This window comes from Levilactobacillus senmaizukei DSM 21775 = NBRC 103853, assembly GCF_001592085.1.
Lineage (GTDB): Bacteria > Bacillota > Bacilli > Lactobacillales > Lactobacillaceae > Levilactobacillus > Levilactobacillus senmaizukei.
The window spans coordinates 1-15745 of the sequence record NZ_BCWD01000005.1 but is presented as its reverse complement, the minus strand read 5'-3'; the positions used below and the strand labels follow the sequence as shown (position 1 = coordinate 15745).

13 protein-coding genes and 1 pseudogene are annotated in these 15745 nt (G+C 49.1%); 10 read left to right on the top strand and 4 right to left on the bottom strand.

The window, feature by feature from the left end; genetic code table 11:
* Positions 1-106 precede the first annotated feature (106 nt).
* Together LSE01S_RS11185 and LSE01S_RS02830 are read right to left on the bottom strand one after the other, a co-directional pair.
* Positions 107-229 carry a hypothetical protein gene (locus LSE01S_RS11185; RefSeq protein ID WP_268872578.1) on the bottom strand — a complete coding sequence of 41 codons (123 nt, stop codon included), beginning with the start codon at positions 227-229 and terminating at the stop codon, positions 107-109.
* Between the two features lie 65 nt (positions 230-294).
* Complete coding sequence (locus LSE01S_RS02830; RefSeq protein ID WP_061776116.1) at positions 295-1464, bottom strand: DUF2075 domain-containing protein; 1170 nt, start codon at positions 1462-1464, stop codon at positions 295-297.
* A 671-nt stretch (positions 1465-2135) separates the two neighbouring features.
* Between LSE01S_RS02830 and LSE01S_RS02825 the strand changes: the two genes are divergently transcribed.
* A complete protein-coding gene (locus LSE01S_RS02825; RefSeq protein WP_061776115.1) occupies positions 2136-4643 on the top strand; it encodes a MucBP domain-containing protein in 2508 nt (835 codons plus the stop codon).
* A gap of 135 nt (positions 4644-4778) precedes the next feature.
* On the opposite strand, the gene LSE01S_RS02820 is transcribed toward LSE01S_RS02825, so the two are convergent.
* Positions 4779-5201, bottom strand: coding sequence for a hypothetical protein (locus tag LSE01S_RS02820; RefSeq protein ID WP_156470452.1), 423 nt, complete (start codon positions 5199-5201; stop codon positions 4779-4781).
* Positions 5202-5449: 248 nt separating this feature from the next.
* Between LSE01S_RS02820 and LSE01S_RS02815 the strand changes: the two genes are divergently transcribed.
* The gene (locus tag LSE01S_RS02815; protein WP_061776113.1) at positions 5450-5899 is read left to right on the top strand and encodes a hypothetical protein; all 450 of its coding nucleotides are present in this window, start codon (positions 5450-5452) and stop codon (positions 5897-5899) included.
* Between the two features lie 87 nt (positions 5900-5986).
* Positions 5987-6433 (top strand): GNAT family N-acetyltransferase, encoded by a 447-nt coding sequence (locus LSE01S_RS02810; RefSeq protein WP_061776112.1) that lies wholly within the window; start codon positions 5987-5989, stop codon positions 6431-6433.
* Positions 6434-6533: 100 nt separating this feature from the next.
* Here LSE01S_RS02810 and LSE01S_RS02805 read toward each other — a convergent pair whose 3' ends face one another.
* The gene (locus LSE01S_RS02805) at positions 6534-7013 is read right to left on the bottom strand and encodes a MerR family transcriptional regulator (protein ID WP_061776111.1); all 480 of its coding nucleotides are present in this window, start codon (positions 7011-7013) and stop codon (positions 6534-6536) included.
* Positions 7014-7120: 107 nt separating this feature from the next.
* Here LSE01S_RS02805 and LSE01S_RS02800 point away from each other — a divergent pair.
* The 7 genes and pseudogenes from LSE01S_RS02800 (at position 7121) to LSE01S_RS02770 (ending at position 15713) form a co-directional block, all read left to right on the top strand.
* Positions 7121-7859, top strand: a pseudogene (locus LSE01S_RS02800) (SDR family oxidoreductase).
* Between the two features lie 159 nt (positions 7860-8018).
* Complete coding sequence (locus tag LSE01S_RS02795; RefSeq protein WP_061776110.1) at positions 8019-8501, top strand: GNAT family N-acetyltransferase; 483 nt, start codon at positions 8019-8021, stop codon at positions 8499-8501.
* A 205-nt stretch (positions 8502-8706) separates the two neighbouring features.
* Positions 8707-10668: an elongation factor G gene (locus tag LSE01S_RS02790; protein ID WP_061776109.1), complete on the top strand. Its 1962-nt coding sequence runs from the start codon at positions 8707-8709 to the stop codon at positions 10666-10668.
* A 27-nt stretch (positions 10669-10695) separates the two neighbouring features.
* The gene (locus LSE01S_RS02785) at positions 10696-11394 is read left to right on the top strand and encodes a DUF1835 domain-containing protein (protein ID WP_061776108.1); all 699 of its coding nucleotides are present in this window, start codon (positions 10696-10698) and stop codon (positions 11392-11394) included.
* A gap of 128 nt (positions 11395-11522) precedes the next feature.
* Positions 11523-12188 (top strand): type 1 glutamine amidotransferase, encoded by a 666-nt coding sequence (locus LSE01S_RS02780; RefSeq protein ID WP_061776107.1) that lies wholly within the window; start codon positions 11523-11525, stop codon positions 12186-12188.
* 215 nt (positions 12189-12403) lie between these two features.
* Positions 12404-13288, top strand: coding sequence for a proline iminopeptidase (gene pepI / locus LSE01S_RS02775; RefSeq protein ID WP_061776106.1), 885 nt, complete (start codon positions 12404-12406; stop codon positions 13286-13288).
* A 448-nt stretch (positions 13289-13736) separates the two neighbouring features.
* Positions 13737-15713, top strand: a complete 1977-nt coding sequence (locus LSE01S_RS02770) for a MucBP domain-containing protein (protein ID WP_061776105.1) — start codon at positions 13737-13739, stop codon at positions 15711-15713.
* Positions 15714-15745: the final 32 nt, after the last annotated feature.

Sequence of the window (15745 nt, the reverse complement as noted above, 5' to 3'; positions counted from 1 at the left end):
GCCCTCATTGAGGACACCTTTTCTAGTGGTCATGGGACATGGTTGTTTAGGTAGCGATTAGGCGTTCAAGATGCCCCTCATTCAAACGCAGCCACCTCGGCAGCGATTAAACGAGGGGCTTGGCGGGATCGAAGGCCACGTCCATTGGTCGGATGACGGACCAAGTGGAATGGATGGCCTGCCAGTCATCGCCGGCGTGCTTGAAGACCTCGACACAGTTGTAGCGCATGTCGTTTAACGTGGCCTTGACAAGCAGCCACCAGATCCCTGAACTAGGGTCCTGGTGGCTGCTTTTTACTGTCGTTCCTTATCCAATTCAACCAGTCGTTGACGTAGTGCGTCATCGTAGGCCGTCAGGTAAAGGCCGTACTTTCCGCGCTTCATCAAGACGTTGAGGACGTTGGCGATGAAGGTCTTGTATTCTTCCTGTGAAAACTGAATATCCTTCCGCTTCTTAAAGATTTCCTTGTGGGAATATTTCTTGGGGATGATGGTCATGGTGTCGGACTTCTTATCGTAACCAAATGAAGGCCCGATGATCATGCCAACGTAATTCAAGTCAAAGCCTTGCAGGGTGTAGATCGTTCCCACTTGGGTAATTGACCCTTCACGCTTGGCCCAGTGCGTCCGTTGCGGGTCCCATTCGTCCCAAGGCAGATTGAAGGTATCCATTTCGACGTTGTGGCGGCCGTCAATTCGAGGGAAGCCCGAGGTGGCGACGACTCGACTCATGCCGACCTCTTTGTTATGCTTCTTGATGTTTTCGAAGAGTTCGCCTGCGGTATCGAAAGTCTTGAATTCGAAATTGCTGTTGTCAGGGAACGGCTTCAAGGGCTTTTCGGCAGACAGGTCGTCCATCCAGGCTACCTGTTCATCACTGGCGACCATGCGGTATTGGAAGTTCATATCGAATTGTTTATGGGGATGTGAGCCGATGGTTTTGAAAAGGAGATCCTTGTCCCAGTACATCTTTGACTGGAAGACCTGTTCGAAATCGTAAACGACGACCACGACCTTAGCCAAATTCATTAGGTCGGTCAGTTGGTTCTGACCGCGATAGTGGGCGTAGGGTTCCGACTTGGAATACAGGAGGTGAGCCTCGTCCACGAAAATAATGTCGTACTGTTTATGATTCTTTTGGGCGTCGTTAATCAGTGAGGTTGGCCGGCGAATTGTTTTGACCTTCATGTTGGGAATGGACTCCGCCAAGTCTTGGTAGGCCTTGTACAGCTCGGGATGGTTCACGACCAACGAGGTCTTGTAGCGCTTGTCGGTCATGTATTGGCGGACAAGTTCCATCAGTACGACGGACTTCCCCGTTCCGGCGGCTCCTTGAATGATGGCGACGGATGAGGTGTTGCCCGTTAGCCCTTGCTTGATATAGTCATTAATGTTGGTGATCACGGTCTTTTGGTCGGCCGAAAGGTCATCGACAAGGAACTGTTCTTGTAGAATTTTATTCATTTGATAACTCCTAATTGGTTTATGGTTGCGTAGTGATACTTAAGACTTCGCTAATTGGTATGATTTACTTCCAGCGGTGATTATATCATATTTGGGTCATGGCGAACTGGCGTCAATTACCGGTCGGAACGAGTGTTGGCGGCAGGACCAGTGGTGATCGAAGTTTCACGTGAAACATGTCGGGGAACGTTACTGTGTCAATGCCAATGCAGTTTCCGCCGGCTTCATTATAGACACGCTATGGGCAGCGACTGGTGGCAGGAACCAGTTGCTACCCTATTTGTATTTTTAAAGTAGTCAGTGCCTTGTGACGATGAGTCTTAAATGTTGAAAAGTTCATCCATAACCCCGGGATCGTAACAGTTTAGTGAATATCTATCAAAGCGCTTCGAAAACGGCTGACGAATACTGTAATATCGGGCATAACAGTTATAATTTATGGTTGAAATATGAGAGGCGCGTTTTTAAATCCAATTAATAAAGTGTCTTGATAAACGCTGATATATCAGCGCTGGGTGGCTAAGCCGCTGACATTTACAATGTAAATGAATGTTTACAGTGTTGATTAAAAGCGTTAGTGGTGGTACATTGAACCTAATCAGTACCTTAACTTACATATGACTATTTGTTTTGACTAGGGAAAAACGTCACGAATGACAGGGGACTTTAAAATGAAATTAGATAAAAATATCAGTAAACAGCGTCAGAATCGGTGGCTATTAACCAGTGCCGTTGCCTTAACCTTAACGACGATTGGTTTATCGACGAATGCCCATGCGGCAACTACGGCTACCGGCACCGATGACGCGGCTGGTCAGATTGTCAATGGGACGACTCAGGATAAGCAAGTCACCCTATCCGGCAAGAATGCACCAGTTGATGATAAAGAAGTTGAGGAGCAATCTGCTCAGGATAATTCAGGTGATTTACCTGGCAATGGTGGCACTGACTCGGCGGGCAAGGATAAGTCCGGGTCAAACGGCGATGGCCCTGACGTAGTTGCTAAGGACACTGGGAAGGTTACCGACGATAAGAAGGTCAGCAACTCGCTTGGCGATTCCGATGACAAGACTGGAACCACGGAAGAGACGTCGAAAAAGTCTCCGCTGATGAACGCCCGTATGGCGCCGGCTGCTGATGCGGCTACCCCAACGGTCGACGATCTGGTTCCCGATAAGGATTTCCAACAGGTGGTCTTATTTGCTATTCAACAAAACAACCATCCAGAAGTGACGGATGTTTCTCAAATTACCTCAGATTTAATCGCTGAATTAACATCTATTGACTTCAGTAGTAGTGCGGCTACCGCTAAGGAACGGACCGACCAAGCCTTTTACAACGCGGTTGCCAATGCGAAGTCTTTGGCAGGCTTACAGTACGCTAAGAACCTGACAAAATTAGTAATTTATCCAGATGCGACGGCCAGCAAGACCTGGGGTAACCCCAGCGGTAATGGTCAGTTGAGTGACCTGTCGGCCTTGAAAGACCTCACGAGTTTGGTAACCTTGAAGCTCAAGAATAACCAGTTGACGGATGCCGATACGGCACCTTTGGCCGGGTTGACAAATTTGACAACGATTGATTTAGGTCATAACCAATTAAAAGATTTGTCATTTATGTCCAAGATGACTAACTTATCTAACATTACGCTTTCATTTAACGATATTGAGGATGTGTCGCCACTGCGTAATATCACGGCAACACCAGGGTTCTTCTCATTCTCAAATAACCATATTTATGATATTACGCCACTCTTGGGGCTAAACTGGCAACCATTCATGGACCAGATCTCCTACATGATTTCCGCCAATAACCAGACTTGGACGACGGCACCGGCTGTTTTGAATCCGACTACTAAGCACTTATCGACTTGGTCATTTGCCTATGACAATCTGTATAACTTTAACGAATTCATGGAAGGCGATCCCCAAGCCACGGCGACAAGCGGTACGATTGGTGCTGGGAACTGGTCCGTTTGGTATGATCTGACGTCCCCTTCTGGTAAGCTTGTTCTGGACTGGGATGTTAGTCGGCACAACGATTTAACACAACCGGCAGCACCTAATGGCCTTAGTTTCACTGGGACCATTACCGTTCCATATACGACGGATGCGAGTGTTGGCGCCGTCACGGTGGCCTTCCAATTAGACGGTGGGGTTAAGATTGCCCCATTCGTTATTCTGAGTGGCAAGACTGGTTCATCACAGGATGTCTTGGATGATCCATCGGTTCAACAAGCCATTGCTGACCTGGAAAACCGTGGGTTTGAATATGAAAAGCCCGCTAAGTATACGCCAGATCTGACGGCTACTTCCGAAAGCTCCTCAGTGACCTACGATAGTGATGCACAAAACATTACGTTGCTGTTTAATCCACTGCAAAAGATTTATCTGGTCGATGAAAATGGGAATGCCATTGGTGACAAGGTTGTGAAGGAATCCGGCAAGAAGGATACCGCATGGACCGTTGACGTGCCGACGATTGATGGCTACACCTTCGACCATGTTGATGGGAGTGGTACCGTTACTGACAACACCTTGAGCGGAACAATTCACGACGTAAACAACGATATTTATGTTTACTACAAATCAACTGGAAAGCCAGTCACACCAGTCGACCCAGGTACGCCGGTTAACCCAGTTAATCCCGTTACGAACGGGACGGTCACGGTCCACTACCAAAAGGCAGATGGCACCAGGGTTGCCGACGATCAAACGTTAACTGGTGAAGTTGGTCAAAGCTACACGACTAGCGCTCCAACGATCAAAGGGTACAAGTTGGCTTCCAGTTCGGCTAATGCCAGCGGCGTCTACACTGCCGGGAATCAAGACGTTTACTACACGTATGCTGCTGATAGCAACAACGGTGGTGCTGCGGCCGTTATCACGCCTAAGAAGCCTGCTAAGCCCGATCAAAAGGGTGGGCAAGCCAACAAGGTTAACACCGGCAAGACTGGCTCACAAGCCAACAAGGGAACTGTCGCTAGTGGGGCCCAAGCGGCTAAGCTGAGTGCTAACGGCGCTCGTTCGCAAAAGGTTAACTTGGCTGCGGCCAAGGCAACGACCTTACCACAAACCAGTGATCGGCAAACGTCATCCTGGTGGGGTGTCGCTCTGTTGGCTATTCTCGGTGGCCTGTTTGGATTCAAGCGGTCTGAAACGAAGGGCAAGAAAGATTAGATTAGTTGTTATTAATAATTAAAAGATAAAATAAGCCTCCATGGTGGGATCGAAAGATCTAGCCATGGAGGTTTTTTTATTAAATTAAAGGGAAGCCGAGCATTGTCTCGACTTCCCTTTATATGTAACTAATGATTACCGCTTATAGATGCTAGCACCCATCTTTTCGTTGCCAGTATAGTTCCCCTTGAGCCAAGAAAAATGCTTGGGAATGATATCGAAGTGTTTAGAACTAATGATCTTTACCTTAACGGGTTCCGAATTCTTTTTGGAATAATGTAGACGGCCATAATAGATTTTCTTACTGTGTCGTTTGAGCCCGGTAAAGTGCCAGTGTGCCTTACCACCAAGGGTTGATACGGTCATTTTATTACCCTTGAAAATTGTTTTGTCGTGGTAGCCCGCTTGGTAACCATCGGTAAGGCGGTACCATTTGTGACTCCGAACGGATTTGGGTAGGTAGGTTGTTTTAGCACTCGCCGTAGTTGCGGGCATGATCATGATTGTACTAAATAACAATGAACTTGCTAGTGTGCCAATTAACATAGTTTTTCTCATGGTTACTTCTCCTCCTTAATTAGTTCTAGTATAGGATGTTTTTGTGGTTATTCAAGATTGGGTGGGTTGAATAGTCAATGCTAGGGTATCAGATTATTTATACAGCGACTTAGTTGACGGTACCTCTCAAAAGGCACATAGTAACGTTGATGAAAGATGCCCAGTGTTAATCAAAATGCTGATAATTAATATTAATATGACGTTATCGATGAGGATTACCTCACTCACACAACCTTGGAGGAGAAAAGATGGTTAAAGTTGGCAAAATGGTCATGGCAGCGATCTCGGCACTCGTATTAGGCGGTATGATGTCAACAACGGCCAATGCTTCCCGGTGGCATAGTGGAACGCCTAAAGCCATCCGCGGTGAGTTTCAAGCGAAGCGGACGGGTGCACAGGGCTTTGGCTCGCGGTATAGTATCACGCGGAACCAGTTTGTCATTGGCATCTCCAATATGCCAACGGAATTTATTAATCATCTCAAGTATCAAAAGATTGGCAAGCATCTTTACCGTGTTAAAGGACATGTTAAAAAGAATGCCATGATTCGGTTCTCACATGTTGATTTTGCCGTGTACCGAAAGGGAAAGGTGATGGCATTTGGTGACTTTGGTTACCAAAAGACCCATAAGTTTGTTAAGTCCCAATATGCCAGACAGGTTAAGGCCTATCGCAATGGCGAAGCGATTTTTAAATAAGTGACACGACAGCTGTCAACGACTACTTTGGTAACCAGTAGTGACCTATAATGGACTTATTAATATCGTAAAAGGAAGTGGCTTATCGTGCTGAAAACACAAATCATGACGCCGGCAGACCCGCTATGGAATATGGCGGCGGAACAAATCGGGGCCATCGAATGGCCGGCCGGGGCCGCCCTCAAGCAACATATGCTGGCGGGGTCTTGGCAACCGTTTGAGCGGGTTATTTACATGACCGATGGCGCGACGTTGGTGGGATTCTGCGGCGTTACCGCGGAGGACGTGGTGCGCGACGTTACTTACACACCATTCATCAGTACGGTATACGTCAATCCAGAGTATCGTCATCGCGGTCTCAGCCTGACATTGGTTCGAACGGCCGAGAAAGTCGCCGTTGAAGCCCATATCAACGGAATTTACATTGTGACCCAGCACGTGGGGCTCTACGAGCATCTGGACTTCCAAATGATTGATCAAAAGCCAGATCGCTTCGGTCGAACGATGCGGGTGCTCTATAAGAAGCTGGCATAAAAAAGGGATTTTTGTGGGATGTTGTATGCAACAAGCCCGTCTCGTCATAAATTAAAATGACCGCCAAGTGATGGCTAATCATCACTTGGCGGTCATTATTTTACGCTAATTTTCCCAGTTCTTCGGGACTGGCGCCGTTGGCCACCAATTTTTCAAATTCCACATGGACCGCCGGATCAACATGATTGGTGCCGGGAAGATAGTGAATACTTTCGGTACCGGCCTGTAGCGCGGTCTTGTAGTACCATTTCTTCCAGCGGAGGAAGTCCAAGGTGTGCTGAAGCTGAGCCATCTTCTTTTCCAAGGCCTGCTCATGCTCCGTTAGAAAGTCATAGCGGGCCTGTAACGTGGTGTCGCCGGTCATGCACAGGTCAATGAAGTCGCCAATCTGTTTGACGGGAACGTCGGCTTCCTTGAGACACATGATGACCTCCAGAAAATTAAAGTCATTATCTTTGAAGCGCCGCCGCCCCGCATCGTTGCGATCGACGAATGGTAATAGGCCTTCCTTATCGTAATAGCGGAGGGTATAGGGGCTGATGGAAAGCTTTTCAGATACTTGACCAATTGAATAACTCATAAAATAAACCGCCTTTTTTGAATTTGTGGCTTGACTTAGAGTCAGCTCTAGAAACTATACTACCATTAATCAATCAAAGACAAGACCATTTAGGAGGATTTATTATTATGACAGAAACAAAACCATTAGTTGTGATCACCGGTGCCAGCTCAGGCTTCGGGGCAGAAGATGCCAAGTTGTTTAATGCGGCCGGGTTCCCATTATTGCTACTGGGACGCCGTGTAGAGAAGATTCAAGCGTTACCCTTAGAACTTTACCAATGTCATGACGGCGGCCGTTGACGTGACCGACCAGGCGGCGCTAAAGACGGCCATTCAAGCAGCGGAAGCCAAGTATGGCGCCACTGATTTATTGATTAACAATGCCGGGGTGATGTTGTTAGGAAATGTTCAACGCCAAGACCCTAAGGAATGGCAAACGATGCTCGACACCAATGTCATGGGTGTGCTAAATGGGACCCAGATTGTCCTGCCAGCGATGGTGGCTCGGAAGCATGGAACGATTATCAACATGTCGTCCATTGCTGGATTCAAGGCATTCGCGAACCATGCTGCCTATGTCGCCAGCAAATTTGGCGTTCATGGTTTGTCCGAGACGATTCGTCAGGAAGTGTCCAACGATAACGTCCGGATTTCTTTGGTGGCACCGGGTGCCGGTGAAACGGAACTGTTGACCCATGTGACCGATGCCGGGGCACTGAAGGACTATGAAGCCTGGAAGCAGACTATGGGTGGCCTGACGTTGGACCCTAAGTACGTGGCACAAACGGTAAAATTCATTTATGATATGCCACAAGAAGTTAACGTCCGGGAAATTGACTTAGCTGCGACTCGCCAAGATAGCTAAACAAAACCTTTTAGGATCGATCATCATTGAAGGTGATCGGTCCTTTTGTTTGGGGCGACAGCGGTCGTCAATGTTTCACATGAAACATTGACGACGGGACATACACTGGGATTTTTGGTATGCTAATCCGAAAGTTATCGAATGAAGGTGGGGTTCATAATGGAAATTAACCAGGTAACACTGGCGGATTTGCCAGACATTTTACGGATTGAGAATTTGGGCTTTACGCCAGATGAGGCTGGGACCGAGGCTCAATATCGTGACCGCATTGCCAAATTAGCGGCCACATTTTTAGTGGGGAAGATCGCTTGCCGGGTTGTGGGGTTCGTGGTTGGTCCCGCCACCACTGAACCATTGGTGGAAGACTGGATGTATGAGACAACGCCAACTAACCTGGTGCAGGGCGGCAATCAGCTCATCTTTACGATTGCAGTGGACCCGGCTTATCGTGGGCAGCATTTGGGGAGTCAACTTTTGACCGCCATGACGGCTCTTGCCAGGTCTCAACAACGCCAGACAGTTGCCCTCACCAGTTTGGATCGTAACGTGCCCTTCTACGAGAAGAATGGCTTTGATAATCGCGGCGTGGCCGATTCCGACCACGCGGGGGAGATCTGGTATAATCTCGTCAAAACCTTGTAAACTCAGGCTGAAACAAGTCCATATGGGATTTGTTTCAGCTTTTTTTGTCAATTCATGCGAAAATTTCGGCCGTAATTTCGTTAGTAAGAGTAGGGAGTACGCATAATGTTCCTACTGGAACAGAGATGGTATGATGTTAGAGGATGTTTTAGCTAGGCAATGAACGAAATCATTTAAAAATATGAAATTAAAGGAGAAATGACCGATGAAACAAATTGTAGCGGGGATTGTGGCGCACGTTGATGCCGGCAAGACCACGTTATCCGAGGCCATGCTTTATCATGCCGGCGGTCTGCGTAAGCTCGGTCGAGTCGACAATGGGGATGCCTTCTTGGATCCCGATGATCTGGAAAAACAACGTGGAATCACCATCTTTTCTCATCAGGCACGGTTACAGACGGAAAACTTGGATCTGACTCTGCTGGATACCCCCGGACACGTCGACTTTGCGAGCCAAACGGAACAGGTTTTTAGCGTTCTCGATTATGCGGTCCTGGTGGTGTCGGCCACGGATGGTATCCAAGGCTACACTCGAACGCTGTGGCGGTTACTGGCCGATTATCAGGTACCAACGGTCATTTTCGTGAATAAAATGGATGCCAACGGAACAGACCGACAAGCACTCTTGGAGCAATTACAGGCGACCTTTTCAGGGGGCTGTCTGCCTTTTGACCACGTGTTTGCGGCGGCTGATCGTGAAAACCTAGCCATGCAAGATGACGCGGTGCTCGAGCAGTATTTGGATGCCGGTGATTTGTCAGATGGGGCTATTCAACGGATGATCAGTCAGCGGCAAGTCTTTCCAGTATATTTTGGAGCAGCCCTAAAGCTAACGGGGGTTCCTGAACTCATGGCCGGCCTAGAAAAGTGGACGGTTGCCATGCCGACCAAGTCGGAATTTGGCGCGAAGGTCTTTAAGATTTCCCACGATGAGAAGGGCGAACGCCTGACCTGGTTACGGATGACTGGCGGCGAGCTCGCCAATAAGGCCGTGATTTTGGGTGAACAAAAGGTGAACCAGCTCCGAGTTTACAATGGTGCCAAATTTACGATTCAACCAACCGTGAGTGCCGGACAAGTTTGTGCTATTCCTAACCTGACGGAGACCTATTCTGGGCAGGGACTTGGGCAGGAAGCGGATGGCCGGGCGCCGGAGATTCAACCGGTCTTGAACTACACGCTGGATCCTAAGGACAACGATATTCATGTATGTTTAACGATCTTACGGGAACTTGAAGATGAAGATCCCCAGTTACATGTGTCTTGGTCGAGTCATCTGCAGGAAATTCGGGTGCAGATCATGGGGGTTGTCCAGTTAGAAATTCTGCAACAAATCTTACATGATCGCTTTAATCTGGACGTTGGTTTCGGTGAGGGCAGTATTCTCTATAAGGAAACAATTTCCCAAGCGGTGGAAGGCGTTGGTCACTTTGAGCCCTTGCGTCACTACTCGGAAGTCCATTTGCTGATACAACCGGCACCACGGGGCAGCGGGATTCAGCTCGCCGCTGATTGCTCGCTGGAAGTATTGGGTAAAAACTGGCAGCATCAGGTTCTGAGTAACCTACGGGCCAAGGAACACTTGGGTGTTTTAACGGGTTCGGCCTTAACCGACGTGAAAATTACCTTAATTAGTGGCCGGGCCAGCATCGTACATTCCGTGGGTGGTGACTTTCGTGAGGCTACCTGGCGCGCGGTGCGGCAGGGATTGATGATGTTGCGGGAACGTGGGGCCTGCGAGCTATTGGAGCCGTGGTATCGATTCCGGTTAGAAGTCGGTCAGGATCAGGTCGGTCGCGCGATGACCGACATCCAGCGAATGGCCGGAGAGTTTGAATCCCCGGTAGAAAATGCGACCACGGGGATGACCACCTTGACCGGTGTGGCGCCGGTTGCAGAAATGCAGGACTACAGTCAGGCCGTCCAGGCCTATACACATGGACAAGGGGCTCTGGAGTGCTTGATCGACGGCTATCGGCCATGTCACAATGCCGATGAGGTCATCGCAGCCCAGGACTATGCCCCTGTTTCCGACCTGGATAACACACCGGACTCGGTATTCTGTGCGCACGGGGCCGGTTATCCAGTTCCTTGGGATGAGGTACCCACGATGGCCCACGTCGACTATGTGTATTCCGCCACTGAACTAGCAGCCTTAGAAAAGTAAAACGAAGCATTAGGGGAGTATTTGAAAATGGATGTGACTTTCAACAAAAGTTTTGCCAATGGCTTGTCCATGGCGTTAAAACAACCGGTTCTGGGGCTTCAATGGGATCTGGCAGTCGGTGACCTCACCAGGCTAAAAACGTTTGATCCCGAGGCCTGGGCGGTACAAGCTGCTCAGGCGGATCAGCCGAGTGCCGAGATCCTAACTAAACAAGTTCAGCAACAACGGCAACGGTTGGATGTGGCCATTGCACGTGGCGAAGCTATTCGGGTCTGGTGGAGTGAAGCGCCAGCCGATCGATTGGGGTATTGGTGGTTATGTGATTATTTGCAAAACGTTTCGAATCCCCTTGAACAGGTAAAGTTACCCTTGGATCGAGAGCTAACAACGACCCTACCGGCTTTTCAGCATTTCTCGAGCCTCGCCGAAATGGATGGCGAAGTGGCTGTGACCGATATCGACCGTGCCCAGGTAGTGTCCCCTTTGGCGCGCCAGGCCATTGGTCGGTATTGGCAAAAAACGGTTCAGGAAGCTGCGGCATTGCGGGTCAGCATGAATGGCACCATAATTGGTGTTCCAGTCGATTTTCTTGATCCGCTTTTCGCTCAGCAGTTGCCATCCGGTCAATCACTCACTTGGAGCCTAGGCCGGATTCTCGGCGCGTTGCCCTTGGGGCTGCCAGAATGGTGGATACATTCTCGGATTAACATTATTAATAACAAATAGTAATTATTAATAGTGAGATGTTCTCCATGAAGCATTCTAGCCAAGCGGTGCGTGTTATAATAGCGTCATTATAGGGATTTGCAGGCGATACCCATGCCAACATTGCCGTTGATGGAAAGGAAGCCGTTATGCGCATTAATATCTTGCAACACACACCCAACGAGGGTCCCGGTTCAATCGCCACTTGGGCAAAGGGCCACGGCCACGAGGTGTACATCTACCATCCCTACCAGTTTGGCTACGTGCCGAGTGCGGACGAGACCGACATGTTGGTGATCCTCGGCGGCCCAATGAGTCCGAACGATGATTTTCCCTGGATTGAAGAGGAACGCGAGCTGGTTAAGACTCTTATGGCACGAAATGTTCCCATCTTTGGGGCTTGCTTCGGGGCACAATTAATCAGTCTGACCTTGGGTGGTGAAGTCACTCAAGCCCCGGTCAAGGAGGTCGGCTGGGCACCCGTGTATCGGCAAACGGACGTGATTCCCGGATTGCCAGAGCAGCTAACGGTTCTGCACTGGCATCAAGATATGTTTAGCATTCCTACCGGGGCCACGCGGCTATTTTCCAGCGACCGGGTTGCCAATCAAGGCTTTGTGATTGGTCATCACGTCGTGGGACTACAATTCCACTTCGAACCGGTGGCTGACGACGTTCGCGAAATTGTCGTGAATGACTTTCCCTATATCAATGGCTCGGTTCTGGGACAAACGGCGGCCGATATCTTGGCCACACCGGTTCCAGCGGCCAATCAGCAGGCCATGTTTCGGATATTAGACTACTTAACTGAATGATCGGCGAAATGGCGGCCACGGCGGTCGCCACTTTTTGTTTCCAGCAAGGGACCCGCACAATTGACGGGGTCATTACGGTAGAATCCACAGGTTGGTTGATCTGGCTACTGGGATAACAAACGTTGGCGTCCAGTTAACGTTCCGGGAGCACTAGCAGTATGCTGATCGGAGAAGTGGATCGCTGCTGTCACAGATAAGAAAACACGAGGTGCCTCATGAAAATTAAAACAGGCTTTATGCCATTTCATCAATACCAAACTTATTATCGAATTGTGGGGGACCTCAAATCTGACCTAACGCCATTATTGTTACTACATGGTGGTCCCGGTTCGTCCCACAATTATTTTGAAGTCTTTGATCAAATAGCGGCGGAAACCGGCCGACCAGTGATCATGTATGATCAACTGGGATGCGGCCGGTCGTCGATTCCCGATCGCCCCGAGCTGTGGCACGCGACGACCTGGGTCGATGAACTCGCGGCGTTACGCGACTACTTGCACCTCAATCAGGTTCACTTGTTGGGCCAGTCATGGGGTGGGATGTTGGCCATTATTTATCTTTGCGAACGGCGGCCTGCCGGTATCAAAAGCGTCATTCTGGCTAGCACGTTATCCTCCTCGTCACTGTGGTCACAGGAGCAGCACCGGCTGATTACCTTTATGGCGCCCGCCGATCGTGCGGCGCTTGCGACCGCCGAGCGGACTGGTGATTTCAGCACACCGGAGTACCTGGCGGCCAATCAACGTTATATGGTTGCCCATGCGTCCGGACCGGTGACGTCAACGTCGGCCGAATATTTACGACGACCAAAAATTGGTGGGACCCAAGCCTATCAAACGGCTTGGGGACCCAATGAAGCTTTTCCAACGGGGACCCTGGCCGACTATGATTACACGGATCGTCTTTACGAACTGACCATGCCCACCTTGGTGACCAGTGGGGTCAACGACCTGTGTACACCATTGGTAGCGAAAACGATGGTGGATCATTTGCCTAATGCGGAATGGACGCTATTTACCAACAGCCGGCACATGGTTTTTATCGATGAAACCGAGGCTTATTTAGCCCGACTGACCAGTTGGCTAGCGGAACAGGACTAGCCAAGCGGTGACTGGGTTTAATGAGTCCGGCTAAGGTTGATTTCGAGGTTCTGGAAGTCAGGGAACTGGGAGCATAAATTTTAATCAATGGCAAGCCAGCCTGAGTCAATTCGTACTAAAATTCACTTACACAGGATAGGGAACCTGTCACCATTTTTGGTGAGAGGTTCTTTTACTATATTTAGTTATTTAGTGATAAATTAATTAAAACGAATTTCACTGAATAGTTGGTGTGACAACGTTGATGGGACGCAATTTCTGCCGAAAATAATCACCACCAAATAAATTTGATTGGAAAAGTAGATTAGCTTTTTTATTGACGACGGTATATACTAATTGCATAAGGATCTACATAGTTCATGACTATAAGCAATTGATTACCATGACTATAATGTAATCGGATTCATTCTGGACACCCTAAGCAAACCCGTGAAAGGGAGGAAATATCGTGTTAAATAAAATGGATACTAAACGGCATTATAAGATGTATAAAAAAGGTAAGCGCTGGATATTTGCGGGCATCATCGCTATAGGTCTCTCCCTGGGGGTCGTGGACGTAACGGCTAACGCGGATGTGGGCTCTGATGATGAATCGACGCCGGTTGCGGTGACAACCGCTGAATCGACACCTAGCGACAAAGTTAGCCTGACGCCTAAAGTCGCTCCAGTTCCTAAAGCGGACCCTGAACCGGTGACCGCACCGGTAGACAAGCCGGACAAAACACCGGCACTTAAAGACGACAGTGATACGAAAGTGACCGAAGAACCGGTCGCTAGTGGTGTGGTGCTAGAACAGACTCGCAGTCGTCGTTTGCTGGCCCCAACGGCGGCTCCAGTCGTCAAGGAATCGATCAATGACTGGCTGCCTAACAAGACCCTACAACTGACGATCATGAATCGACTGAATGAAATGGACCTTGGGCGGACCTGGACCACCCCAGAAGAAATCACCCAGGATGATATGGCTCTACTAGATGAAGTTCACGTCGGCGGAAGCTCTAATTCAGGGAATAAGGATACTTACATTGATGGTACGACTTCATTTTCCTTGAAGGGGTTGGAGTATGCGATCAACGTGAAGCACTTAACCTTGAAGTCTGATTTGAATGCCTCTCAGCACTACTACGGTGATGTGACTGATATTTCGGAATTAGCATCGATGACCAAATTGGAAACGGTAGATTTAACGGGGAATCGGATTACCGATGCTAGTCCATTATGGGGGCTCAAAAATTTAAAGAGCGTCGATATTCAATATAATAGTATCTTAGACCTATCTGGATTCCACTTTATGGAAAATACCAGTGTCACGGCCTGGGAACAATTTGTGACGTTGCCACTGATCAGGGTTGACCGAGCCACTAGGACCGCCATCTTGCCAGCGCTCTATACCGATGAAGATAATTATCATTGGAAGCTTGGAACTTCGGGTAGTCGATGGCAACCAACGGAATATCCTGAGTCCGGGCCGGCTGCCGGGTACGCCTATTTCCGTGGTGGCGACTATACCTTTAACAAGACCGATGGATCGATTACCTTTTACAACCTGCGGGATCAAGAACCGGGAAATACGCCATACGAAAGTAAGGAAACGATCCCCCAAGCGTACAAATACTTTTTGATTGGGCAAGCATCTGAAAAGGTTGATGGCCAGAAGCATCAACGGATCGTGCTCTTCCAACCCTACGTGCTATCCGACAAAGCTGGGATGGTCACGGTTTCTTACCAAGACAAGGATGGGAAACCACTCGCGGACGATGAGATCTTGGAGGCTAAGTTAGTCGGTGACAGTTACACGACCGCGGCCAAGGAATTTGATGGCTATACCTTAACCAAGACCCCCGAAAATGCTAACGGAACGTATGCGGCCGATGATATCCACGTGGTTTACGTCTACGATAAGACGCCAGTTACGCCGCCGGTTGTGACGCCAAGTGCTACCGTTAAAGTGACGGTTCATTATCAAACGAGTAATGGCACACCGGTGGCGGCGGATGTGGTTCTGACTGGGAAGGTCGGCGACAGCTACACGACCGTGCCGGCAGTTGTCGATGGTTATAAGCTCGCGACGACCCCCGCCAATGCTAACGGCGTTTATGGTGAGCAAGACAGTGAGGTGACCTACATCTATGCAAAGGATGGCGGGGATACTAATCTGATTAATCCGGGTGATGCGGCCGATAAACCGGATGGTAAGAAGCCGAATGTGACCAAGCCGGCTAAGACGCCAGCAACGGGTGGTGCAGCGGTTACTGTGGCCGAATCAAGCCAAAATGGCGGTCATATGACCACTCTCGCCGCAAATAAGACGACGAAGGCGACCTTACCACAGACCGATGATAAGTCAGTCTCCCCACTATGGGGACTGGCCGTTCTGGGTTCGCTACTGGGCTTGGCAGTCATTGGTCGCAAGCGAAAATTTTAAATGGATAAATGAAAGCCCGGCCAAAATTGGGG

Coding starts and splice junctions, on each gene's coding strand:
- LSE01S_RS11185 (WP_268872578.1), bottom strand. CDS start 229: ATGCGCTACAACTGTGTCGAGGTCTTCAAGCACGCCGGCGATGACTGG.
- LSE01S_RS02830 (WP_061776116.1), bottom strand. CDS start 1,464: ATGAATAAAATTCTACAAGAACAGTTCCTTGTCGATGACCTTTCGGCC.
- LSE01S_RS02825 (WP_061776115.1), top strand. CDS start 2,136: ATGAAATTAGATAAAAATATCAGTAAACAGCGTCAGAATCGGTGGCTA.
- LSE01S_RS02820 (WP_156470452.1), bottom strand. CDS start 5,201: ATGAGAAAAACTATGTTAATTGGCACACTAGCAAGTTCATTGTTATTT.
- LSE01S_RS02815 (WP_061776113.1), top strand. CDS start 5,450: ATGGTTAAAGTTGGCAAAATGGTCATGGCAGCGATCTCGGCACTCGTA.
- LSE01S_RS02805 (WP_061776111.1), bottom strand. CDS start 7,013: ATGAGTTATTCAATTGGTCAAGTATCTGAAAAGCTTTCCATCAGCCCC.
- LSE01S_RS02795 (WP_061776110.1), top strand. CDS start 8,019: ATGGAAATTAACCAGGTAACACTGGCGGATTTGCCAGACATTTTACGG.
- LSE01S_RS02790 (WP_061776109.1), top strand. CDS start 8,707: ATGAAACAAATTGTAGCGGGGATTGTGGCGCACGTTGATGCCGGCAAG.
- LSE01S_RS02785 (WP_061776108.1), top strand. CDS start 10,696: ATGGATGTGACTTTCAACAAAAGTTTTGCCAATGGCTTGTCCATGGCG.
- LSE01S_RS02780 (WP_061776107.1), top strand. CDS start 11,523: ATGCGCATTAATATCTTGCAACACACACCCAACGAGGGTCCCGGTTCA.
- pepI (WP_061776106.1), top strand. CDS start 12,404: ATGAAAATTAAAACAGGCTTTATGCCATTTCATCAATACCAAACTTAT.